This is a genomic window from Aquimarina sp. BL5 (assembly GCF_003443675.1).
GTDB lineage: Bacteria > Bacteroidota > Bacteroidia > Flavobacteriales > Flavobacteriaceae > Aquimarina.
In genome coordinates this window covers 4,746,864-4,771,900 of the sequence record NZ_CP031963.1, presented here as the reverse complement: position 1 = coordinate 4,771,900, position 25,037 = coordinate 4,746,864, and the positions used below count along the sequence as shown (strand labels likewise).

16 protein-coding genes are annotated in these 25,037 nt (G+C 33.8%); 10 read left to right on the top strand and 6 right to left on the bottom strand.

The genetic code is table 11. The features are described from left to right. Positions 1 to 21 precede the first annotated feature (21 nt). The 9 genes from D1818_RS19845 (at position 22) to rlmB (ending at position 17,979) form a co-directional block, all read left to right on the top strand. The gene (locus D1818_RS19845) at positions 22 to 1,716 is read left to right on the top strand and encodes a ShlB/FhaC/HecB family hemolysin secretion/activation protein (RefSeq protein ID WP_118461065.1); all 1,695 of its coding nucleotides are present in this window, start codon (positions 22 to 24) and stop codon (positions 1,714 to 1,716) included. Between the two features lie 373 nt (positions 1,717 to 2,089). Beyond that, the gene (locus D1818_RS19840) at positions 2,090 to 5,269 is read left to right on the top strand and encodes a SusC/RagA family TonB-linked outer membrane protein (protein WP_118461063.1); all 3,180 of its coding nucleotides are present in this window, start codon (positions 2,090 to 2,092) and stop codon (positions 5,267 to 5,269) included. A gap of 12 nt (positions 5,270 to 5,281) precedes the next feature. Next, on the top strand, positions 5,282 to 6,865 hold the full coding sequence (locus tag D1818_RS19835; protein WP_118461061.1) for a RagB/SusD family nutrient uptake outer membrane protein: 1,584 nt from the start codon (positions 5,282 to 5,284) through the stop codon (positions 6,863 to 6,865). A gap of 71 nt (positions 6,866 to 6,936) precedes the next feature. Then, entirely contained in the window at positions 6,937 to 10,200 is a 3,264-nt protein-coding gene (locus tag D1818_RS19830; RefSeq protein WP_118461059.1) for a VCBS repeat-containing protein, read from the top strand. Between the two features lie 277 nt (positions 10,201 to 10,477). Further along, positions 10,478 to 13,708 carry a SusC/RagA family TonB-linked outer membrane protein gene (locus D1818_RS19825; protein WP_118461057.1) on the top strand — a complete coding sequence of 1,077 codons (3,231 nt, stop codon included), beginning with the start codon at positions 10,478 to 10,480 and terminating at the stop codon, positions 13,706 to 13,708. Positions 13,709 to 13,726: 18 nt separating this feature from the next. Next, positions 13,727 to 15,343 (top strand): SusD/RagB family nutrient-binding outer membrane lipoprotein, encoded by a 1,617-nt coding sequence (locus D1818_RS19820; protein WP_118461054.1) that lies wholly within the window; start codon positions 13,727 to 13,729, stop codon positions 15,341 to 15,343. 17 nt (positions 15,344 to 15,360) lie between these two features. After that, positions 15,361 to 16,272, top strand: coding sequence for a hypothetical protein (locus D1818_RS19815; protein ID WP_147406098.1), 912 nt, complete (start codon positions 15,361 to 15,363; stop codon positions 16,270 to 16,272). Positions 16,273 to 16,276: 4 nt separating this feature from the next. Beyond that, the gene (locus D1818_RS19810) at positions 16,277 to 17,158 is read left to right on the top strand and encodes a hypothetical protein (protein ID WP_118461049.1); all 882 of its coding nucleotides are present in this window, start codon (positions 16,277 to 16,279) and stop codon (positions 17,156 to 17,158) included. A gap of 86 nt (positions 17,159 to 17,244) precedes the next feature. Continuing rightward, positions 17,245 to 17,979 carry a 23S rRNA (guanosine(2251)-2'-O)-methyltransferase RlmB gene (gene rlmB, locus D1818_RS19805; protein WP_118461047.1) on the top strand — a complete coding sequence of 245 codons (735 nt, stop codon included), beginning with the start codon at positions 17,245 to 17,247 and terminating at the stop codon, positions 17,977 to 17,979. Positions 17,980 to 17,993: 14 nt separating this feature from the next. On the opposite strand, the gene D1818_RS19800 is transcribed toward rlmB, so the two are convergent. Next, positions 17,994 to 18,734: a rhomboid family intramembrane serine protease gene (locus D1818_RS19800; protein ID WP_118461045.1), complete on the bottom strand. Its 741-nt coding sequence runs from the start codon at positions 18,732 to 18,734 to the stop codon at positions 17,994 to 17,996. Positions 18,735 to 18,898: 164 nt separating this feature from the next. Between D1818_RS19800 and D1818_RS19795 the strand changes: the two genes are divergently transcribed. Beyond that, positions 18,899 to 20,176, top strand: coding sequence for a replication-associated recombination protein A (locus D1818_RS19795; protein WP_118461043.1), 1,278 nt, complete (start codon positions 18,899 to 18,901; stop codon positions 20,174 to 20,176). A 2-nt stretch (positions 20,177 to 20,178) separates the two neighbouring features. Here the strand turns inward: D1818_RS19795 and D1818_RS19790 are convergent, their stop codons facing one another. Genes D1818_RS19790 through D1818_RS19770 form a run of 5 tightly spaced genes read right to left on the bottom strand, consistent with a single transcriptional unit; the run spans position 20,179 to position 25,033 of the window. Next, positions 20,179 to 21,027, bottom strand: coding sequence for a hypothetical protein (locus D1818_RS19790; RefSeq protein ID WP_147406097.1), 849 nt, complete (start codon positions 21,025 to 21,027; stop codon positions 20,179 to 20,181). 5 nt (positions 21,028 to 21,032) lie between these two features. Continuing rightward, positions 21,033 to 22,418 (bottom strand): DUF5723 family protein, encoded by a 1,386-nt coding sequence (locus D1818_RS19785; RefSeq protein ID WP_118461039.1) that lies wholly within the window; start codon positions 22,416 to 22,418, stop codon positions 21,033 to 21,035. After that, positions 22,415 to 23,005, bottom strand: coding sequence for a hypothetical protein (locus D1818_RS19780; RefSeq protein ID WP_118461037.1), 591 nt, complete (start codon positions 23,003 to 23,005; stop codon positions 22,415 to 22,417). Before D1818_RS19780 ends, D1818_RS19785 begins: the two co-directional genes overlap by 4 nt. Before the next feature lie 47 nt (positions 23,006 to 23,052). After that, on the bottom strand, positions 23,053 to 23,742 hold the full coding sequence (locus D1818_RS19775) for a YjjG family noncanonical pyrimidine nucleotidase (RefSeq protein ID WP_118461035.1): 690 nt from the start codon (positions 23,740 to 23,742) through the stop codon (positions 23,053 to 23,055). Then, complete coding sequence (locus tag D1818_RS19770) at positions 23,723 to 25,033, bottom strand: polysaccharide deacetylase family protein (protein ID WP_118461033.1); 1,311 nt, start codon at positions 25,031 to 25,033, stop codon at positions 23,723 to 23,725. Before D1818_RS19770 ends, D1818_RS19775 begins: the two co-directional genes overlap by 20 nt. Positions 25,034 to 25,037: the final 4 nt, after the last annotated feature.

Genomic DNA, 25,037 nt, shown 5'->3' with positions numbered 1-25,037 from the left:
TTAGCACTATTAAAAAGCAAATTGAAAACATCTTTATTTTACATTGTACTCCTTAATGTATGTATACATTCATTTTGTAATGCACAAAACCCAATTCTAAATCTATCTATTAAAGGACAGGATTCCATTGAAACTTTAAAAATCGATAGTATTGGATACAAAAAGCATTTTAAGAATTTTCTAAATTTAAAAGCAGAAATCAATATCACCCAAAAAAAGCTTTTAAAATCCGGATATCTCGACATCAGATTGGTTAAAGTTGAAAAAACATCTGATTCGCTGTTTACAGGTCTTTTTGAACTAAATAAGGAATACACCAAACTAACCATTTCTTACAACAAGGAATTAATCCCAAAAGAAACCTTACACCAAATATCAACCAAGGTAACTGACAAACACTTCTCTATACCCTTTAAAAAAACAGAAGAAACACTTCAACTTCTAACAAACTACTTAGTTAATCAAGGAAACACATTTAGCAACTTATCACTTATTAATATTAAAAAAAATAAAGATGAAATTTCAGCAAAACTCATAAGCACAAAAAGCAAAACCAGAATAATTGATGACATCATTATCAAAGGCTATAACAAGTTTCCAAAATCCTATTTAAAATATAATAGTAGAATACGAAAAGGAGCTGTCTTTAAAAAAAATAGCATTATTGAAAAATCTAAGAAAATCGATAATCTTGGTTTTGCAAAAAACATTAAAGCTCCAGAGGTTTTATTCGAGAAAGACTCCACCAAAGTATACCTATATCTTGAAAAAAAATCAGCAAATACTTTTGATGGTTTTCTTGGGTTTTCTTCAGATACCGAATCTGGTGATCTAGAATTAAATGGCTATTTAAACTTAAACCTAATCAACAACCTGAATTATGGAGAACAGCTTAATCTCATATACAAAAGTGACGGAAACGAGCAACAAAGATTTCAAGCCAACATTTCACTACCCTATATACTAAAAACTCCTATTGGCATAGAGGCTGGTTTAGATATTTTTAAAAAAGATTCCAGTTTTCTAATTACTGAGCAAAAAGCAAATCTTAACTATCTCATCAATGACAAGAAGAGTGTTTTTGTCGGATACAAAGCTATTTCTTCGAATAATCTTCTCGACAACCCACAACCATCCTTAAACATTAGCGACTATTCATCATCTTTCTTCACAGCTGGATTTAACCACACTAGAAGACAAAATAACAACTTATTTCCAATCAAAAATAAATACGCTATTTCAGGTGAGTTTGGAAACAGAAAAACGGATACTGAAAACATCAACCAAATAAAAGGAAGCATAGATATCAGCTACACTTTTGAACTAAACCGAAGAAATTCTATTCTAATAAAAAATACTGCTTCCGCAATTTTCTCTGACAACCTATTCACTAATGAATTATTTAGGTTTGGAGGCATTAATTCAATACGAGGTTTTGAAGAAAACAGCATCAATGCATCCTTATTTAATGTCTTAAATACAGAATACCAATACATATTATCTTCAAACTTATATATTCATTCTATCATAGACTATTCATATTTCGAAGATGAAAGCTCTAAACTATCTGAAAACCTAACAAGCTTTGGGTTTGGCTTAGGGCTAAACACTCAAACAGGATTATTCAGAATAATCTTTGCAAATGGAAAAAACAGTGATTCGAACTTCAAATTCTCTAACACAAAAGTTCATATTAGCCTTAATGCGTCATTTTAAAAAACAATAAGCAACCACATTAGAACTAAAAAATCTACGACAACATTATAAACAAACACTAAATCCAAAATTCAATATAACAATCAACTAACAAGACTGCCAATAGCTACTTAAACCATATAATATTTAAAAAAAAGTCGATTACCCTTAAAATACAAGAACGACAATAACGAAAAAGCCAATACCCACGACACTCCAGAAACAAAGATTAACAAATTAGCAAAAAAAAACACTGATTACTAAAATTTAGTAAGGATTATGTCCTGTTTTAACATGGTAAGAGTAATAATCTGATTTCAACCAAACAAAAGTTGTTTTATTAAGATATTATTAAGAATTTTGGAATAGGCTAATTCTAATAATTAAAACAATAATGAAATCACAAACAAATCGAATTCTGATGCTTTTTCTAGCATTGGTCACACAAATCTCGTTTGCGCAAGAAAGCACTGTAACAGGTAAAGTTACGGACGACACAGGCATACCACTACCTGGAGTAAACATAATAGTAAAAGGAACAAATAGTGGAACTCAGTCAGATTTTGACGGTAAATACACTATAAATGTTAACTCTGGAGCAGTTTTAACTTTTAGCTATCTTGGTTTTGCTACTAAAGAAGTTACTGTTGGAAGCAACAATGAAATTAATGTTCAACTTTCGGAGGATGCGGCAGCTCTTGAAGAGGTTGTAGTAACTGGTGTTGCCTCCGGGACCAGCAAACGGAAATTAGGTGTTTCAGTAAATTCAGTTAAGGCTGAAGATTTACAAGTTCAGGGCGCCCAATCAGTTGATCAGGCCTTACAAGGTAAAATTGCTGGTACCATCATCCAGTCTACAACAGGTCAACCCGGACAACAACAAAATATCATACTACGATCAATTAATAGTTTGAACTCTTCTCAACCAATGATATTAATTGATGGAATTCAAGTTTCCACCTCCCAAACCAGTGTAGGTGGTGCTTCCAATCAGAGTTCTCGTTTGGCAGATATTGACTTCACTAACGTAGAAAGAGTAGAAACAATCTCAGGTGCTGCGGCTGGTACCATCTATGGTGCTCAGGGTGCCAACGGTGTTATTAATATTATTACTAAAAAAGGTAAAGCTGGAGCTCCAAAAGTATCCATTAGATCTAACGTTAGTATCGCTTCTGCTATTACAAATGACGATGCAAATAGAGCAACTTTACATCATTATTCGACCAATTCAGATGGCTTCTTAATCGACCTAAACGGAACCCCTGTTACGAATCTAAATGGGAACGCTCAATATTTAGCAGTTGATCCAAACGAAAGAGATGTAAATGGAACGATGCTTGGAGCACAAGGTATTAACGACACACCATTCGCCGAACCAATCTTTTTAGCATCCGATATTTTATTTACTGACGCATTTAATACTACAACAGGAATAACAGTTTCTGGAGGATCCGAAAATATTACATACTTAGTTTCAGGTAATCGATCAGAGCAGGAAAGTGTTCTAGTCGAAGGTAAATACATAAAATATGATGCGCGATTAAACTTAGGGTTTGATTTGGGTAAAAAAATAAAAATAAACACCCGATTTGATGTTATTAATAGCACCAATGATACAGGAACTAATACAGACAATGCAAATGCAAGTAACCTAATCAATAATGTATTTCAGAATTTACCTCACGTAAATTTCTTTAATAGAAATTCTGATGGTGACTTAACGGTTTCTCCTGATGCAACTGATCCAAATTCTATTAATCCTTTTTTCTTTAGAGAAACTCAAACAAGACAAGATAATATCACCCGTTATCTTGCTAATTTTGACTTGACATACAAACCTTTGAAGGTGCTTTCATTAAACATGAAATATGGATATGACACCTACACACAAAACTTTACTTTCTTTCAGGAAAACCAAAGCAGTCATTTGCAATCAGGTTCGATCCCTACAAATATTACGGGAATCATAAACCAGATAGATACTCAAGAATATTTTCAAAACTTATTATTATCAGCAAATCTAACGCTGGATTTCGATGAAGACCTAAAGCTGAATGTACCAATTACATCTACTACCACTTTTAATTTTGATTGGAGAGATCAGGAATTGAGGCAAACTCTTGTAACAGGTACTAACCTTCCAGCAGGCCCTTTTGGCTCTTTCAACATAAACCAGGCTGTTGTAAAAACCTTCAATGGTTTTCTTGAATCCCCTTTTAGAACCTATGGATTTTTAATCAACCAAAAATTTGATTACCAATCATTATTTGGGTTCTCAGGTGGTTTTAGAAGAGATTTCTCCAATAGATTCGGGAATGGTTTAGACTTTACGTTCCCACGTGCTGATGCATATTTTAATATTGCAGAACTTTTCGATTCTAGTATTATGAACTCATTAAAGTTAAGAGCTGCTTACGGTGAAGCGGGTATACAACCGCTATTTAGCCAAAATATCTTTACGTTTGCTTTAACAACAGTGGGTAGTGAAGCTTTATCTAGTATTCCTTCTACAGTTGCCAATCCAGATCTTGAAGTTGAAACATCTCAAGAAACTGAAGTTGGTATCGACTACACCTTTACTCCTAATGATGGTGCTTGGTTTAGTAGAGTTGACGGTTCTATTAACTACTTTGATCGTAAAACAGAAGGGGCTATTTTTGATTTAGGAATCCCTACAAGTACAGGTGGTTCTGCAGTTTTCGACAACTCTTATGATATTAGTAGTGATGGTATTGAAGCCTCGATAGACCTTGGCTTGTACAATTCTCAAAAAACTAAATGGGATTTTGGGGTACGTTTTACAAAATCTACAGCCACATTAGACAGAATAGAAAATGGCCTTCCAGTAGTAGTTAATGACAATTTTGTTTTACAAGAAGGTGAGGAAATAGGTACATTCTCTGTTTTTCCTGTTATTACCAGCCTAGATGCTGTAGACAACAGCGGAAATAGAATTATCCCTGCTGCGGATGTAGATGATTTTACCATAGCAAGTTCAGGGTATGTTGTAAATAAGAATACGGGTAATGTAGTTATCGGCCCAGACAAAGAAGTAAGAGGTAGTACACAACCAGATTTTGTTTTAACTTTTTTAAATGACATTTCTTTATTTAACGATATTGTAGGGCTTTCATTCCAAATTGATTGGTTCCAAGGTTTGGATGTATATAATAGAGCAAGGCAATGGCTATACAATAATGGATTGCATGCTGACACCGCCGTACCAGTTTCTATTGAAGATCCTACCGGAGCGGTTCAAACAGGTGCTTTCGTAAGTTATTATACATCTCTTTATAACACCAATGTACCTACTTCAGAATTTGTTGAAGATGGATCATTTATACGTTTCAGAGACATTAGTCTTAGATTTAAAATTAATAAGTTACTTAAGACAGACACCTTCGATCAAATAAACTTGACCGTTTCAGGAAGAAATCTTATAACTATAACAGATTACAAAGGTTTAGATCCTGAAGCAGCAAGAGGCTTTGGAAATACCTTCCAAAGAGGATTTGATGAATTTACGCACCCAAACGTAAAGAGCTATAATTTTGGATTAAATCTTACATTCTAAAAAATAAAAACTATGAAAAGTTTATTTAACTCAATAGTATTTATATTAATACTAACCTGTTTAACAGGATGTCAGGATAATATCCTTGACACGGACATTGACCCAGTAGATAATAATCTACCGACTGTTGCTTCATTGAGAAATGTTGATGGATTAACTACTTTTTCTAAAGGAATTTATGACTTTATTTCTTCTGAAGATGTTTTCGAAAGCGTAGGGCCAGAAAAAGAAAGTCCAATGCTATGGTTTACGTATGGATATCATGAAACCATGGGAGATGTACTTACTATGCCTTGGGGTAATTTTGGCGGAAGATGGATAAATCAAACAGAATCTGTTATTTTAGATGATGGAACTGTTGTTACTCCTCCTGCAGGAGGTCCTCAACCTGGTGAGATCGCAATTAGAAACACCCGAGATGCCGGTAGTGACAATGCTTTGCAATACGAATGGAGAGATATGTATAGCGTTATAGTGCAAAGTAATACGATTGCAGAAGCTTTACCGGAGCTACCCGCTGACGACGTTACCAAAGATGCTTTTCTTGCTTGGTCCTTATGGTGGAGAGCGTATGGCTACAGCAGATTAGGGTCGCTATACGAACTTGGTGTAATCAATGATAGCGGATTAATTACAAACCCTACTTCTATCCCAAGTACAGCGTTTGTTGCAAATACTGCCATAATTGCAAAGTCAAATTCTTTATTAGATGAATTAGAATCTCTTTTAAATAGTGTTACAGACGACAGTGGTTTTGACAGTACTTTTACATCTTTCTTCCTTGGTCATATTGGAGGTTTAGGCAAGGCTGGTTTGCTCGAAAACATTAACACTTTAAGAGTTCGGAATCTGGTATACAACACCAAGGTGGATGATATGAGTACCGCTGATTGGAATGAAGTGATTACTCTAGCAAACAATGGTGTTTCCTTAAATAGCAATGCTTTTGTAATGAGGTCAGAATCCTCGTTTATTGCAAATGGTTGGTTACCATCTGCGGTATTAGGTTTTTGGTACTTTCCGAGTGATCGTTTAATACAAGATATAAATCCTGGAGATGAGCGGTTCGACGAATACTTTATTCAAGACCCAGATGATGGATTTCCTTTCCCTAACCAAAGAGGTAGAGGAATACAATATGGAGCCTCTTATTTTTGGCAGGTAGAATCACCAATCCAATCGAATGAAGCTGAAGAAATAGCAATGTATTATGCAGGTAGTTTTGAAGAAAATCAATTATTTTTAGCAGAAGCCAAAGTGAGAACCAATGATATCGAAGGCGGCCTTGTTCATTTAGATGCTGTAAGAACCCTTCAAGAATCTGGACTAGCACCTACAGTTGGTACAAATTTGACCCAGGATCAAGCTTTGGAAGAAATTAGAAAAGAACGTCGTTTAGCACTAATTTTTAGAGCTGTTTCCTTTTATGACGCTCGTCGTTACGGCATAGCATCCGGTTCTAGAACAGGTGCACGTGTACTAGATCAAAATGCTGTACTAAACACAAATGCTACGATTAATTATGGATATCTGGAATACTGGCCAGTACCAGCATTCGAATCAGATTTTAATAATATCCCATCATCTTTGGAATAATATAATAAGTTAAACTTTTTTACACAATAAAAGAGGTTGTTTATAAACGACCTCTTTTTTACTTTTAAGTAATGAAAAATATCATTAAAATCCTGATATTACCTCTTTTCTTAGCTTCATGCAATGAAAAAGAAACTTTACAGTCTTCCTTTTTATTTTCAAAATTGGATCACGAATCTACAGGGATAAATTTTCAGAACAATATTTTAGAAGATAGTAAGTATAATATTGTAAACTACTTATACTATTATAATGGAGGCGGAGTGTCTGTTGGAGATATTAATAATGACGGTTTACCAGATATTTATCTAATTTCTAACAGAGGTAAAAACAAGCTTTATCTAAATCAAGGAAATTTAAAATTTAAAGATATTACTGAAAAATCAGGAACCGGCGGAAACTCTGACTGGAATACAGGCTCAACGATGGCTGACATTAATGGAGATGGCTTGCTTGACATCTATGTCTGCGCAGTAACTAAAATACTCGGGTTTAATGGAGGTAATGAGTTATTCATTAATAATGGAGACGGAACCTTCAAAGAAGAATCAAAAAAGTACGGATTAGACCTTAAAGGATATGCCACACAAGCATATTTTTTTGATTATGACAAAGATGATGACTTAGATGTTTACATAGTTAATCATGCGTTACACACTAAAAACTCTCATGGGCCTTCGTATATTAGAAGAAAAAGAGTTGACTTTATAGGAGATAGATTATTAAGAAATGATGGTTCGACGTTTAATGATGTAAGTCTTGATGCAAAGATTTATGGAGGAGCAAATGGATATGGACTAAGCGCAGCAATTGCGGATTTCAACAATGACGGATGGGATGATATTTATGTCTGTAATGATTTTCATGAAGATGATTATTATTACATAAACAATAGAGATGGAACTTTTAGTAATGAATTATCCAAAAATTTCGCCTATACCAGCAGATTTTCTATGGGTAGTGATGTTGCAGATATAAATAATGATGGATATCAGGACTTAATTACTTTAGATATGCTTCCTAATAATGAAAAAGTATTAAAAGAATCAGACGGAGATATCTCATACAATACTCAAGACTTTCTTATTAAGCAGGGATACCAAAAACAATATGCCAGAAACATGCTTCAATTAAATAATAATGGAATGTATTTCACCGAAACCGGATTATATAATAATATAGCCGCGACCGATTGGAGCTGGTCCCCACTTTTTGCCGACTTTAATAATGATGGGCATCAAGATTTATTCATAACCAACGGGGTTTCTAAAAGACCAAATAACCTAGACTTTATGAGGTATCTTTCTAATTCATTTAAAACCAAGCGTACAAACAAAAACAATGACTGGCTCCTTAAATCATTAGATGCAATGCCTACAGGAAAAGCCTCTAACCAAATATTTGAAGGAAATTCCAAAACCTTTGCTAATAGAACAGGAAAATGGATTAACAGTATTCCTAACCTATCTAATGGAGCCGCGTATGCTGACTTAGATTTAGACGGAGATCTAGATATTATCACCAACAACCTTAACGATTTTGCCAGTATTTATGAAAATAATTCCAGTTCCATAAACAACAATTCTAACTTATCTATAAAACTCGACTATATAAAACATAACAAATTAGGTATAGGCTCAAAAGTATATTTGTATTCCAAAAAAAACACTCAATACAAGCAACTCTTTTCTTCAAGAGGATTCATTTCTTCTGTAGAGCCCAAACTTCATTTTGGCTTAGCTCATAACGATAGACTCGACTCCATTGTTGTTATTTGGCCCAACCAAACAAAACAAAAATTTCATCCTGAAAGCCCTTCGAACAATATTACCATTAATTATTGCAGCGAAACTAAACCTATATCGGTTATAACAAAAAATACACCTTCACTATTTACAAAAGAAAATCTTATTCAATACAAACATCTAGAAGATTCTTATAATGATTTTAATAATGACAAATTAATTCCTTATAAAGTTTCAACTCAAGGCCCTGCTATTGCGATAAGTGATATCAATAATGATGGAATGGATGATATTTTTATAGGAGGCGCCTCCTATAAAAAATCTAAACTGTTCATTAGTTCTACTAACGGTTATAAGGAAACATCTGCACCCGAAATAGAAAAAGATTCTATAAGTGAAGATGTAGATGCTGTTTTTATTGATATTGACAACGATAATGACAAGGATCTGTTGGTCGCATCTGGCATTATTTTGAAAAAAGATTCTTTATACCAAAACGATAGAATATACATAAACAATGGGAATGGGGTTTTTAAAAAAGGTAAAAATATTCCTAAAAACCTATTAAACACTTCTACCCTAAGACCCTATGACTATGATCAAGACGGAGACATTGATATTTTCGTAGGAAATAAGTCAAATCCCGAAAGTTTTGGGGAAAAACCACCAGCTTACATCCTTAAAAATAAAGGGAATGGAATGTTTGAAAAAGACTCAAGTTTTGTTCTAAACAGTATGGTTACCGATGCTACTTGGGCTGACGTTAATAACGACGGGATAAAAGATTTATTAATTACTTCGGAATGGGATCAGCCAAGGATATACATAAATCAATTAGGAAAACTAAAAGAAATAGAAGGATTAAGTACCCTAAAAGGATTATGGCAAGCAATAACGACTTTTGATATTGATAAAGACGGAGATCAAGATATTATGCTCGGTAACTGGGGATTGAACACGAAATTTAAGGCAACGCCACAAACCCCAATAAGAATGTATTATGCTGATTTTGATCAAAACGGAAAAAAAGAAACGATCCTAGCTTACGCAATAAATCAACAATATTATCCCGTAAATTCTAAAGACGAATTAGCATCCCAATTACCACTTATTAATAAATTGTATAAAGATTACAAGAGTTACGCAAACGAAACAATCGAAAACATCATCAAAAAACTGAATACATCTTCATCAATAACCGTTTATGACGTTAATACACTTTCGAGTGGTTATCTTATTAATAATGATAATAATTTCAGTAAATTTAGAAAATTCCCTTCTTCACTTCAGTTATCACCGATAAATTGTTTTATAAAACACGATTTCAAAAAAACAGGATCTGAACAATTATTAACCGCAGGTAATTTTAATGGTCTTAGTACATATCATGGTGTTTTTAACGCTAATACTAATTTTTTAATCCATCAAAACGAACATATTTCGAATAAAAATTACCAATTATTAACTGAAATTGGCATAAATTCATTCAAAAAACAGATTGAAAAGTTAAGATTAACTAAATATAAAGAAAAGGAATATCTAATATCCGTTTCTAACAACGATAGCTTATTTACATATAAATTGGAATAACACAATAATATCTTTATAAAACATAATCATTTTAAAACTAAGGTTTTCCAAAAGAATTATACTACAAAAAAAATTAATTTACAATTTGTTAAAACTCATAATAAAGTCTATTCTAGAAATAAACAAAATTAGTAAAACCCTTCTACTACAACGTTATAGAAGGGTTTCATATTTTAACACACCTCTTTAACAATATTTTAAATTTTAGGATCAAAAAGTTGTTTTATAAAGATATTATTGTGATTTTTGGCATTGGCTAATTCAAATAAATTATAAAATGAGAACAAAGTTTAGAGGAATTCTAACGCTATTGCTGGCGTTTGTAGTGCAACTAACGTTTGCACAAGAAAAAACGATCTCAGGTAATGTGACCGACAATAGTGGTCTACCGTTACCAGGGGTAAATATCGTTGTAAAAGGTACTAGTAAGGGTACGCAATCTGATTTTGATGGTAATTATACTATCGAAGTAAGCAGAGGAGCAGTTCTTTCATTTAGTTATCTAGGTTTTACAACAAAAGAAGTTGTAGTTGGAGATGGAGACTCCATCAACGTGCAACTTGCTGAAGATGCTGCTACCTTAGAAGAAGTAGTAGTAACTGCACAAGGTATTCGAAGAGAGAAAAAATCTTTAGGATATGCCGTTACGGTGGTGCAAAGTGATGAAATTGAGCAAAAACCTGAATCTGATATCAACAGAGCATTAAATGGTAAAATACCGGGTGTTCAAATTACAGGAGCAGGTGGTGCTACAGGTAGTTCTACAAACGTATTTATTAGAACAAGCGTTTCTATTACTGGTAACAACCAACCACTTTATATTGTAGATGGGGTTCCTTTCGAATCTAATCCTAATACGACTGGTGGTTTTACAGCTGGTACTACGAGTACTAGTAACCGTACATTAGACTTAAACCCAGATAATATCGCGAACATAAGTGTTCTTAAAGGTTTAAGTGCAGCCAATCTATACGGATCGCGTGGTAGAAATGGAGTTATATTGATTACTACAAAAGCAGGTTCTACTGAAAAAAGCAACAAGAAATTTGAGGTAAGCTTTTCTAACACTACATATATAACTCAAATATCTAACTTACCTGAGTTTCAAAACACATATGGACAAGGAGCTGATCAAGCTTTCAATCCAGGTTTCGTAGGTAACTGGGGTGCCGCTTTTTCTGACATAGATACTGTTATCCATCCGTATGCAAATGGAAGAAATCCAGGGTTTGACCAATTATTTCCACAGTTTTTTGGAATAGAAATTCCTTACCAAGCTGCAGAAAATAATGTAAAAGATTTTTTCAGAACTGGTCTTGGTAGATCTACATCTGTTGGTGTATCGAGTGCTTCTGAAAAAGGAAATTTCAGTATAAACTATAACAATACTGATGAGGATGGTTATATCGAAAGTAATAATTTAAGAAAAAATAGCTTTAGTGTTGGTGGTAATTTAAAATTATCAAATAATTTTAATGTTGGTGGTACTTTAAACTACGTTAACACTACTCTTAGAACTCCACCGATTAGTGCGAGTAATGGTATTGGAGCACTTACTATTTTCCAAAGATTATTATTTATTCCTAGAAATATAGATTTAACAAATTTACCATTTCAAAATCCTGTTGACGGTTCTAGTGTTTACTATAGACCTGATATCGAAAACCCATACTGGTTACTTGACAATGCAGGTACTTCTTCTGATACCAGAAGAGCATATGGATCTTTCAATGCAGGATATACTTTTAACGATCATATCAGTTTACAATATACATTTGGTCTTGATACATTTACTGACTTACAACGTTTTTCTGTAAACAAAGGAGCAGTTGCAAGAGCAGAATATCAGGTAGGTTACTTAAGAACAACTACATCAACTAACGAAATTTTGAATCATAGAGCAATTTTAAACTTTGATGGTTATCGCGCTGGTGGATTCAGATTTGGAGCACTTGTTGGATTTGAAAGTAGAAGAGATGAGTTTTCAAGAGACGGAATTGCGAGTACGAATCAAGTGGTTTTTGGACGACAAAATCATGACAATTATATTAATCATAATAGTCTTGATCCTGTAACTGGTGTAGATTTACAATTTAATGACGAGAGAAATGTAGTTGGTTTCTTTGGTGAAGTTAAGGTAGATTACAATGATTACCTATACGCAACAGTATCAGGAAGAAATGACTGGGTATCAAATGTTCAACCACAAAATAGATCAATATTTTATCCAAGTGCATCTTTATCCTTTATCCCTACTTCAGCATTTGAAGGTTTAAGAGGTGATGTTCTTAATTTTTTAAAATTACGTGGAGGTTATGCAACATCAGCAGGTTTCCCAACGTTATTTAGAACAGCGCAACAGCTAAACTCTACAGCTAATGCATTTGGTCCAAGTACTAGTCCTACTACTACAAACACATTTTCTGGTTTTTTAGCTAATCCAGACTTGAAGCCAGAACTACATAGAGAAATAGAATTAGGTATTGAAGCAAACTTCTTTAACAGCAGAATAACATTAGATGCTAGTGTTTATTCCAGAGTATCAAAAGATCAAATCTTACAAAGAAACTTAGCTCCATCCACAGGATTTTCAGCACAATTTTTTAATGCTGGTCAAATTGATGGAGAAGGTATAGAAATTGCCTTAGGTTTAACACCTGTAAAAACGGATTCTTTTTCTTGGAATATACAGAATAACTTTACTGCTGCTGAAACAGAAGTTGTAGAGATTCCTGAAGAAAGAATTTTAACATCAGGATTCGGAGGATTAGGTAACTATGCAATAGAAGGTTTACCATTGGGTGTGATCGTAGGAACTTATTACATAAGAGATGACAATGGCAATATACTTGTGGACGCTACAAATACAACTACACAAGGAAGATATTTAACGAGTAACGATGTTCCTGTTGAAGACAATTTAGCTGTTATTGGAGATCCAAATCCAGACTGGAGAATGACTACTATCAATACCTTTAGCTATAAAGGACTTTCTCTATCAGCACAATTAGAGTATACTCACGGTGGTGATATCCTTTCGAATACTGCCTCTAACCTACTAACAAGAGGTGTTACTAGAGATACAGAAGATAGAGAATCTACAACAATATTACCGGGTGTTGTCGGAAATCCTACTACAGGACTTCCTGTTTTAGATGCTAACGGACAACCAGTACAGAATACAGTTCAAATTGGTGCAAATGACATCTATTTCCAGAATGTATTCAGAGCTAATGAAGGTCAAGTTTTTGACGGTTCAACATTAAGATTAAGAGATGTAACCTTAGCATATAAATTATCAGAAGAAATGTTAGCAAAGACTCCTTTCGGAAGTATTTCATTTGCGATATCTGGTCAAAATATCTGGTTCAAAGCTTACAACTTTCCTGAATATCTAAATTTTGATCCGGAAGTATTAAGTACGGGTGTTGGTAATGGACAAGGATTAGACTTCCAAACTGCTCCTACATCTAAAAGATATTCTTTTAGTATAAAAGCTACTTTTTAATAATAAATTAAATTGAAAATGAAAAAAATTAAAAATAATATAAGTAGATACTTTGTAGGGGTTGCTACATCTGTTGCCATCCTATTAGGATCTTGTGATACAACAGAGTTAGACCTTACAGTTTCGCCAAATACGCTTTCTCCTGAAAGTGCCGATCCAAACTTTATCTTAAACCAAATGCAAATTGATTTAAATCGATTGTTTGAAGGGGTTAGAGATGAAGCCACAACTACTATGAGATTAGCTAATATGTTTGGCGCATATCAGAGTAATATAGAGAACACTACATTTAATGCTTTTGCCCCTCCTTCTGATGATAATGTTTGGACAAGAGGCTATCGTATAAATGGAAATAGATTGTTATTAGAATCTTTAGCTGAATCTAATCCAGATATAGTTCAACAAAAAGCAATAGGAGGATTGATAACTGCATATACGTTTACTCTGTTTGTAGATATTTTTGGAGATATTCCATTTAGTGAGGCAAATGATCCAGTAATTCTTAATCCTTCACCTGATGATCAGGTTGCGATTTACGAAGAGATGTTCACATTGATTGACGAAAGCATTAGTGAATTGCAAGGAGAAACTAGTAGAGTAATATCTAACGATTTGTATTTTCCTAATGGAGATTTGACGAATTGGATTAAATTCGGAAATACATTAAAATTAAAAATGTATAACCAAATTAGTACTATAGATGCTGTTAGAGCAACAAATGGAATTAATGGTTTAATTGCAGGTGGTAATTTAATGGAAAACGCAAGTGATGATTTCCAATTTAATTACACAACTGACAGTGCTCCGGCTGAAAGTAGACACCCTTATTTTACGGAAAATTATCTTCCTGGAGGTGCAGCCATCTATATGAGTAATGACTTAATGAGAACAATGAGAGATAGTGATGACCCTAGGTTACGATACTATTTTTATAGACAATCTTTAACCGATCCATCTGGTGATGACTTGCCGTGTACAACCACTTTAGCTCAATGTTATATTGGTGACTTTTATTGGGGAAGAGAACATACTAATGCGCAAGGAATTCCAGCTGATAACTTAGCCAGAACTATTTACGGAGTGTATCCTGGCGGAGGAGCATTTGACAATGACAATAACACGCCAGGTACTTTGAATACAGGATTAGACGGAGCAGGAATTAACCCTATCCTTTTATCTAGTTATGCAAAATTCATACAAGCAGAGGCTGCTATAACTTTAGGAACTACAGGTGATCCTAGAACTCTTTTAGAAGAAGGAGTAAGAAATCATATCGCTAAAGTAATGGCTTTTGGAGCTGCAGATGCTGAAGCTGCATTTATACCAAGTACAGCTGATGTAGATACTTTTGTTAATAGTGTATTAAGTGATTATGATGCTGCTACTACCGATACGGAGAGACAGACTATTATTATAGAGCAATATTACATTACTACCTATGGTAATGGTATAGAGGCATTTAACTTCTACAGAAGAACTGGTCTTCCTGAACTTGAGGATCCAATTGATGCTTCACCATTCCCAAGATCATTTATAGTACCAGGAGATGAGGTAAATGTGAATCCTAATTTTAATTTTAATCAACTTACAGATCAAGTTTTCTGGGATAACAATCCTGCAGGCTTCATCGATTAATTTAATTTACAAAAGACATGAAAAACTTACATAAAATATTAGTCTTATTGTCATTAACCATGATTATTTCATGTACCGATGACAGTAAAAATCCTTTGCCTGATTTTGCAGCTTCGCAAGGCGCATTTATACGCTTTGTAGATGAGATAGCGCCTCCTACTGTTAGTTTTGCAGTTCCTGCTGAAGCAAGTATATCTTTGCCTGTAGAAGATGTAAACGGAAACACCACTAGCTACTCATTAGACATGATAGCAACTGTAGGTGGAAACGTTTCTATTATAGATGATTTTATTACAATTGACAGTTTTCCAGCTACATTAACAATTAGTGCACAAATGATAGCTGATGCTTTAAATATTCCATTAAATGATTTAGATTTTGGTGACAACTTTGCTTTTGTTGCCGAAGCCGTGAGAAATGACGGTGTTGCATTTACTGGACAAGTTCCTGTTTTTGATGGGGATACTGGCATTCTTTCAGGTGGTAACACTTCTGCAAATCTATTAACTGGAGTATACAGAAATGCAATGGCCTTTAATTTTACTTTTGCATGTCCTGTGTTTACTACTGCAGATGTAGTAGGTACTTATGATGTTCTTAATTTTAGTTTTGGAGCTACATTTCCTATCACAACTGCTACTAGAGAAATCATAGCTGGACCTGGTGATGGTCAAATCACTATTGTTGGTGGAGAATACCCTGATTATGGTGCTGATGACTTAGTACTTAACGTAAATTTCACTACTGGAACTGTATCTCGTGGAGCTGATGGAATAGCTTTTGATGCTGCAGCTGGTGCCTTTGCTACTGATAATTATGGTGATGTATCAGGATTAGTACTCCCATGTGCTGGTGGCTTAATCAATTTAGTAGTTGATTTTGATGCATTTGCAGGAAATGCGCATCCATTTAACCTTCAAAAACAATAATAATATGAAAAACTATAAATATATATTATCGCTATCTATCATTCTTGCGGGATTTACATCTTGTGATGAAGATAACGAACTAAATAACGTCGTATTGCCAGAAGCACCATCTGTAAGTGTAACAGCTACTGTTACTCCTAGCGCTACTTTTACTAGTATTGGTGGTGATCTAGATTTTGATATCACGGTTCCTCAAGGTTTTTCTAGTGATGCAATAATCCAGGTGGATTCAAAATCTGCTTCTGTTCTTTCAAGTACACAAGTAAGGTTATTAGATGGTGAAACAACTGGTTCCGGTACAATCACTCCATTAAATATAGGCGGAGGAGTTGCATATGAACCTCAAAAAGTGGCTCTTACAGCTGCTGGTGTAAGATTAGTAAATATAGAAGGGGAAGATGATGAGGAGACTATTACTCCGGTAGATAATGACAATACAGCTTTAAGCTCTGAGCCAGTTATCATTGATATTTATAATCGATTGCCAGCAGTATCGGCTGATGGTAATGCAGTTATATTAATAGATTGGAATGGTGCTCCAGCTAACGACCTTGACTTAAGAGGTACTCTTACTGGACTTGGTGATATAGATCCTCCTTCTCAAACAGGAAGTAGATATGAAACTTTATCCATAGCATCTAATTTTCCTGATGGAGAATTTATTTTTTCAGTACAAATTTTTAACACTACAGAAACTCAAACAACTGAGGATATAGAATACACACTATTTTACTCATTACCCGATGGAACTGTGAATTTGTTTACTGCTACACTACCTGCTGGGTCTGAAACTTGGGATGGTACACCTGGCGATTATGATTCAGCATCCATTTCTGTTGCAAGAGTCATAAAAGATGGAACTACATATACTGTTACTTCTCTTTAATATACTAGAAAAGAATTAACATTATTAAAACAGTAAAGGTTGCCTATAGTTAGGCAACCTTTACCTTTTAAAACCAATACGTATTCATGAAAAACGAATCACAAATCTTTGGAATAAGAGCCGTTATTGAAGCAATTAACTCTGGAAAAACAATTGATAAACTTTTTATTCAAAAAGGTTTACAAGGAGAACTGGCCAAGGAGTTGATGAGTTTACTTAAAAAAGAAAATCTAAACTTTTCCTCTGTACCTATAGAAAAACTTAATAGACTAACTCGCAAAAATCATCAAGGTGTTGTTGCACATATCGCACCAATTGAATTTCAGGATTTAGAAAACTTGGTACTACAGGTTATCGAATCTGGCAAGACTCCTTTATTTTTGATTCTTGACCAATTATCCGACGTTCGTAATTTTGGTGCAATTATTAGAACTGCAGAATGTACTGGTGTGCATGGAATAATTATTCAGAAGAAAGGTGGAGCTCCAGTAAGCGCTGATACTGTAAAAACTTCTGCCGGAGCTATATTTAAAATTCCGATTTGTAAAGTTGATCATATCAAAGATGCTATGTTTTATTTACAAGCATCAGGGATTCAAATAGTGGCAGCTACGGAAAAAGCGGCCTCCCCTATTTATGATATTGATTTAACCAATCCTACTGCTATTGTTATGGGTAGCGAAGGCAAAGGAATTTCTAACTCTGTATTAAAGATTGCTGATCATATGGCCAAATTACCTATGTATGGAGAAATAGCCTCCCTAAACGTTTCTGTCGCCTGTGGCGTGTTCTTATATGAGTCTATTAGACAAAGAATCTAAGAACTAAAATATTACTAATCCTCTTTAGAAGAATCGTCTTTAGCCTTATATTCATATACTATTTCGATATTATCTTCTATTTCTTCTTCGGGTAGTTTTTCTATAAAATTACCATTTTCATCAAAATGCTTTAGAAACTCATCATCATCGGGGTTATAATCTGAAGATTCCCAATAATACGCTTTTGGTTTAGCAATTCCTTTTTTTATAAAAAAAGCCAATACTACTCCAACTATTAAACCAGATAAATGCCCTTCCCAAGAGATTTTCGGATCCACTGGCAAAGTATACCAGATCATGCTTCCGTAAATAAAGACAACTACAAACGATAACGCTATTAACCTAAAATGCTTTGCTATTATTCCTTTAAAAAACAGAAAACCAAAAAGCATATAAATAATACCACTGGCTCCAATATGATTCGCTGGTCGCCCCAATAACCACGTCATACCACCGGTAAGCAAAGTTCCTAAAAGTAATACCTTCCAAGAATTTTTCGGATAAAAGAAAAAGAGCGCCATCGACAAAATTAACAACGGTAATGTATTATGCCATAGATGTGATAAATCTCCGTGAATAAAAGGAGAAAAAAACACTCCTCTAAACCCAGTTAAGGTTCTGGGGTATATCCCGAAATGATTAAAATCAAAGCCAAAGCGAATCTCAAACCAAAAAGTAATCCAGATAGCCAATACAAATAACAGTGGATATCCAATAACTCCCGTACTAAATCTAAAATCGTTACTTCTTTCCATAAGTATTTGATACAAATCAAAAAACCATCCAAAAACCAAACACCGCTAATTTGTCAGTAATTCGAAATTAAAATCAAAAAAAAATTGCCATAAGCTAATTGAATAACGAAGAAAGTTACTAATTATAATATATCTACTTAACTCTCTTTAGTACCTTTGTGATTATGAATAAACCGCTGGCAGAAAGAATACGCCCTAAATCTTTAGAAGAATATTTGAGCCAAGAGCATTTAATTGGTGATGATGGTTCACTAACTAAACAAATTAAAAAAGGAATCATCCCTTCACTAATTCTTTGGGGCCCTCCTGGCGTTGGAAAAACTACCTTAGCTAATATCATTGCTAACGAGTCCGATCGACCATTTTACACTCTTAGCGCTATTAATAGTGGTGTAAAAGAAGTACGTGAAGTTATTGATAAAGCTAAACAAAGCGGTGGATTATTTACTTCTAAAAATCCAATTTTATTTATTGATGAGATTCATCGTTTTAGTAAGTCTCAGCAAGATTCTTTGTTAGGAGCTGTAGAAAAAGGTTGGATTACATTAATAGGAGCCACTACAGAGAACCCGAGTTTCGAGGTAATCCCTGCTTTGCTATCCCGTTGTCAGGTATATGTTCTTAATCCTTTCGGAAAAAAAGAATTAGAAGCCCTACTTGATAGAGCAATGCAACAAGATGACTATTTACTATCAAAAAAGATAAAACTCAAGGAAACAGAAGCATTACTTAGATTAAGTGGTGGAGATGCTAGAAAATTATTAAACATTTTTGAACTAATAGTCTCCAGTCAGGATCAAGATGAAATTATAATTACCAATGATCTAGTTTTAAAACTTGTACAACAGAACACAGTACGATACGATAAAACAGGAGAACAACATTATGACATCATTTCAGCATTTATTAAATCTGTTAGAGGAAGTGACCCAAACGCAGCGCTGTATTGGTTAGCTAGAATGATTGAAGGAGGAGAAGACCTAAAATTCCTAGCACGTAGGATGCTCATACTAGCATCCGAAGATATTGGCAATGCCAACCCTACCGCTTTGATTATGGCTAATAATACTTTCCAAGCAGTTACTACTATAGGCTATCCCGAAGCTAGAATCGTATTAAGTCAATGCGCTGTATATTTGGCAACTTCTCCGAAAAGCAATGCATCATATATGGCTATTAATAAAGCTCAACAATTAGTGAGACAAACCGGAGATTTGTCAGTGCCTTTACATATAAGAAATGCTCCAACTAAGTTAATGAAAGAATTAGGCTATGGCGAGGATTATAAATACGCTCACGATCATAACAATAATTTTATACATCAAGAATTTCTTCCTGAATCTATCGAAAATACAAAACTTTATGAGCCAGGTAACAATCAACGTGAAAATGCATTAAGAGCCTTTCTAAAATCACGTTGGGGTGATAAATACAATTACTAGAATTACTGACGGGCAAAAATATCTGTAATCAACTTATTAGTAACTGGGTTAATTCTTTCCAGAACAAAATTTCCGTATGCATCAAAATATCCAATACCACTTAAATCACCAGCCTGTATAATATAATTATTCTTTCTACTCGATTTAAAAACTTTCCCAATAGAAGTAGATTTCGCATTTTTCTTTTGTACTAATTCAAACCCGTATACTTTATTTTCAAAAAAGAATATTTCTTCATTATAGATAAAAGAAACCTCTTTTGTTACTGACAAATTTTCTGAAATTTTATCTTGAGCTTCATTTAATGTCTCTACCACATCTTTTTTGCTCACCACAGCTTGTTCTGATACGACTGGTTGAGCTGAAACCTTAGGCTGCTGAACTGAATTATTTTTATTTTCTACAGAACCTTCCTGTTTGCCATTATACTTATAATTTAAGTAATCTACATCTTTAAATGCATCTCTAAGAGCTTCATGATAGGATTTTTTAAAATCTTTTTCTCTACTTACGCCTTCTTTAGAACTAAAAATAACCTTACCATTACAATCAATTAAATCAACAATAAGTTTTGTTTTCAATAATCCTGGTTTTTTTTTCACATCAGCTCTTAACCCCTTACATCCATTCCTCTTTAGGTCATCCGGCAATTCATCTCCTCGCATATAAGACTCAAAACCATACTTTTTAAATAAAAATTTCGTCAATGAGTTTAACTGATACCCATCATTTTCCTTTAAAAACATATACCCTTCCGGAACAATGACGTATTTATAATCATTTACACTCTGTTGAGCAGAAAAGTTGATAGTAAAGAAAAGCGCAAGCCCAAAAAATAAAATACGTGTCATATTCATTACATTATTACATTAAATCCTAATTGAACCGATACTCCCCTAGCATCAGCAAGATTAGAATATTCTAAAAGATTATTTGCCGAAATATAGAAATTAATTTTGTTAATATGAGTAGACATTAAAAAACCAATATTCTTATAAGAATAATCATCGACTGTATATGTCAATTTTGTTCTTAGAAAACTAGATAAGCGCTTATAATAAAACAGTGATGCTGCATACTGTGGTCTTTTTGGTCTAAACTGCGTAAAAATCTGTAATCCAAAAGCGTCCTGATAAGGAGGATCATTACAATCGCAGGTACCGTCATCATATTTATTATAAGAATACTTAATAGAACCATTAAGTTTTAACGGGCGTAAAGCTGCATAACTTGTATTAAGAGTATCAATAGGTATTGCATCTTCTAACTCGTCTAAAACATCCTGACCATTCTCATCCGTAATCGGAGTCTCTAATCCTTCAAAAACAAAATTACCTCTGGCTCTGTAAGTCTCGACATCTTTTGTATAAAAAATCATTCCTAAATCAGTCATACTGCCAGTAACGGTCCACTGATCTTCTAATTTATAGCTAAATCCAACATCTACACCAACGCCTAAATTTCCTCCTAGAAATGCTCTTCCTAAAAACTTATTAAGTACTTGTTTCGCCCCATCAGCATTATCTTCAGATTCAATGTCGCGCAAAGAAGCATATCCAGCTGTTTGTAAACTCACATCCGCATCACTAATTATATGCTGATATATGTTATTTCCCTGCGGCGTCTCTATCGTAGTAAAAGTTCCTCTATTTTTTGTGCTTCGAAAATTAAATATACTAGAATAGAGTTTTGCTCTAGCACCAAACGTAAGTTTCTTATTTACTTTTTTATTATAACCAAAATGGTATACGGTCAAGAACTCTCCTGTAGTGCTAATATTAGAAAATCGAAACGGAACATTAATAAAATCTTGATTCCCTTGATATGCCAATACTGCAAAATCTTTTGGAAAATAGACAATCAAATCAAGCTCTTGATACACACCTCCAGAATAATATAAACTTTCATCATTTTTACTCCTCCAACCAAAATTTATGAGATCCAATTGTTGTGTAAGCGTAAAAAAATCATTGCTTCCTAACTTGTTTATTGTATTTTCAATCTTATCATTTATATCTCTGCCGTCATCAGCAAAAACATCATAAATAGAAGCTCCTTTAAATCCAACATTAAAATGTATCTGAGATAGAAATGGAACTCCTGCGTGATACTTAAAATCTACATCCGCACCTGGATTAAGCATTAACGATTGAGGCAAATCTGTAAAATCGTATAAGGTTTCTTTATTCTGAGAATATAATGAGCATCCCAACAAACCTAAAAGGCATAGTAGGACTCTCATAATTGATAATTTACATAGTAACTAGCCTTTGATCTTATCTGCAAAGCTCCTCTTAGATCAGAATTTAAAGTTGGAACAATAATCTCTGTAGCTATTTTTTGAGCAGAAGCTAATTGATTTAAGGTAGCATTATCTAAAACTATTGGATTCGGATCAGAAAATGATATCACAGGCTCTGTTCCTTCTCCTAATCCCGCTTGTACCGGGATACTATATAATTGTCCAATGGGTTGACCAGCTTGTGTTAAAAACTGAAACTGGATCGTGAATGCAGCTGGAATAGTGTTTCGAACCTCCATGGTTAACTCTACTCTATCTAAATTATCTATAGCGAAATCCGTACCTACTAAATCGTAATTTATGGTATCTCTTAAAACTTCTGGAGGAATGGTAAATTCAGTATTTGGAGGAGTACCCTGAGGAATATTATCTTCTACATCAAATTCTGAATAAATAAAATCTGCTTCAAACACAGGTGTAAGAACAACATCATCGAGTTGCTCAAAATCTAGCTCCTTGACGCAAGAAGCAGTTATTAAAATTGCGCCAACAAATAGCAGCAATGCATAGGTTTTTTTTGTTTTCATCTGGGGGGAGTTGTTTAGTAATAACGAAAATATACAAATATTTATTACTAAATGTAACTTTTTATCTGATTTAATGCAGAAACTTGTATGGCTTTTGCCGGTAATTGCTCTTGATGATAGTTAAAACATATTGTCTTGATTCCCAAAGTTTCTGCACCGATAATGTCCGCTTCATAATTATCTCCAATCATCAAACTTCTATCAACATCAGCGCCGGAAATCTTTAGTGCATGTTCAAAAATAATAGGATTAGGTTTTTTAACACCAACCTCTTCACTATTGGTTACGGTCTTAAAATAATGTTTAATTTTAGCATTAGTAAGTTTTGTATGTTGCACTTCTCTAAAACCATTAGTAATAATATGCAACTTATATTTTGGCATTAAATACTCTAATAATTCTTTTGCACCATCTATCAAATAATTATTAAGAGGTAAAAAATTAATATAATCATCAGACAAAGCATCTATAACCTCTAATGACAATTGTTTACCAAAAACAGCAAACGCTTCTATAAGACGTCCTCTACGAAGTTCTGTTTTCGTTACTTGTTCTTCTCTATACAATTTCCAGTAACGTAAATTTATCGGTTGATATACTGATAAAAATTGATCAATAGAAATCTGAATTTCAAATTTATCGAACATCAACTGAAATGCTAAAGCCGAATTTTTGTCAAAATCCCAAAGTGTATGATCTAAATCAAAAAATATGTGATCAAGTTTTTCTATTTTCATCTTTGTTCCAAATAAATTCCAATATCGATTTCCAATAAGTTTGTTCATTAAGCTCACTAAACAAACCATTACTAAAAACCGGAATAAATAACCCGTTTACTTTTTTAATTTTCTCTATATAAGCATCTAACTCTTGCTTTACAGCATATTCGTTTTCGGCATTCTCAAAACTTTTGGGAGTACAACAAAAAGAATGTATTACCAATGGTGTTTGTACCTCATAATCCAGATCATAAAACATAAAAGGTGTACAGGTTCCTGCTCTAAAACCAGAATGTCCTGGATACCCCATAGAATAGTCCTCTTTTACCTCTAGTTCTATAAAATTTCTGTAGGCTTCGGGTAACTTTATTTTATAAAAAGCGCATAACGAATATTGCAACTGTCTGTTTACAATATTCTCAATTCTCATTTTCTCTTTTTTTAACACCACTAAATCCGAAATAGCTTCATAAGACACCTTAAGTCCAATATCTATATAATCCGAAACGTGTTTAATGATTCCTTTATGTTCTGGATTATTATGATTGATATTTTTCTCATAATTAGTATAATCACCTAGACCAAAAAACATAATACATTTTTTGACATTCTTTTTTTGTAAGTCAATAACAAAGTCAAAAGTATTATATGGATCTTTTTTCAACCCTAACATTACCTTAACCCTGTCGGTTACCTCACTAATTTTTAACTGCCAAAGATCGCGTACCCCTCCTCCTATTGATCTTAAAATTCCTTTTTGCCAATATGCAAAAGTTTGATTTATGTATAAAATTGGAAGAATACTAAATTGCTTTTCCTGAAATTCTATATTTGGATATTTTTCTTTTAAAACATTCTTGAATTTATATACCCATATATCAACAACCGGTTCTTCCAAAAATCCGTTTGTGTACGCGATACTTTCTGTAGCCGTAAATCTTCCAAGTTCATCTTTTACATGCGGAAGATACTCCTCGTATCTAGTTAAAAGATAAAACGTAGCTGCAAAAATATCGAATGGCAATACTGCATCAGAGTGTTTTACCTGAAAAAAACACTGAGTATCTTCCCAAGGAAAAACTTGAATATCTACCTCATTAAATCCGTGCTCAAAAAGCAAATCAACACTCTGAAAATAAAGTTCTTTTCCCAATGGCTGCTTACCATATGACAGTTTAGGTCCGTCATGCGCAATGAATGATTCTATCTTAGAAGCAAAATCAACTTCTAATCCCAAAATTCGTTTACAAATATGCCGAAACGTATAAGATACTCTGGGAGTTATTTTTTGAACATAAACTAATAGCATACTT

Bases quoted from the DNA above. Each gene is read 5' to 3' on its own strand.
- D1818_RS19840 (WP_118461063.1), top strand. From the start codon at position 2,090: ATGAAATCACAAACAAATCGAATTCTGATGCTTTTTCTAGCATTGGTC.
- D1818_RS19835 (WP_118461061.1), top strand. From the start codon at position 5,282: ATGAAAAGTTTATTTAACTCAATAGTATTTATATTAATACTAACCTGT.
- D1818_RS19830 (WP_118461059.1), top strand. From the start codon at position 6,937: ATGAAAAATATCATTAAAATCCTGATATTACCTCTTTTCTTAGCTTCA.
- D1818_RS19825 (WP_118461057.1), top strand. From the start codon at position 10,478: ATGAGAACAAAGTTTAGAGGAATTCTAACGCTATTGCTGGCGTTTGTA.
- D1818_RS19820 (WP_118461054.1), top strand. From the start codon at position 13,727: ATGAAAAAAATTAAAAATAATATAAGTAGATACTTTGTAGGGGTTGCT.
- D1818_RS19815 (WP_147406098.1), top strand. From the start codon at position 15,361: ATGAAAAACTTACATAAAATATTAGTCTTATTGTCATTAACCATGATT.
- D1818_RS19810 (WP_118461049.1), top strand. From the start codon at position 16,277: ATGAAAAACTATAAATATATATTATCGCTATCTATCATTCTTGCGGGA.
- rlmB (WP_118461047.1), top strand. From the start codon at position 17,245: ATGAAAAACGAATCACAAATCTTTGGAATAAGAGCCGTTATTGAAGCA.
- D1818_RS19800 (WP_118461045.1), bottom strand. From the start codon at position 18,734: ATGGAAAGAAGTAACGATTTTAGATTTAGTACGGGAGTTATTGGATAT.
- D1818_RS19795 (WP_118461043.1), top strand. From the start codon at position 18,899: ATGAATAAACCGCTGGCAGAAAGAATACGCCCTAAATCTTTAGAAGAA.
- D1818_RS19790 (WP_147406097.1), bottom strand. From the start codon at position 21,027: ATGACACGTATTTTATTTTTTGGGCTTGCGCTTTTCTTTACTATCAAC.
- D1818_RS19785 (WP_118461039.1), bottom strand. From the start codon at position 22,418: ATGAGAGTCCTACTATGCCTTTTAGGTTTGTTGGGATGCTCATTATAT.
- D1818_RS19780 (WP_118461037.1), bottom strand. From the start codon at position 23,005: ATGAAAACAAAAAAAACCTATGCATTGCTGCTATTTGTTGGCGCAATT.
- D1818_RS19775 (WP_118461035.1), bottom strand. From the start codon at position 23,742: ATGAAAATAGAAAAACTTGATCACATATTTTTTGATTTAGATCATACA.
- D1818_RS19770 (WP_118461033.1), bottom strand. From the start codon at position 25,033: ATGCTATTAGTTTATGTTCAAAAAATAACTCCCAGAGTATCTTATACG.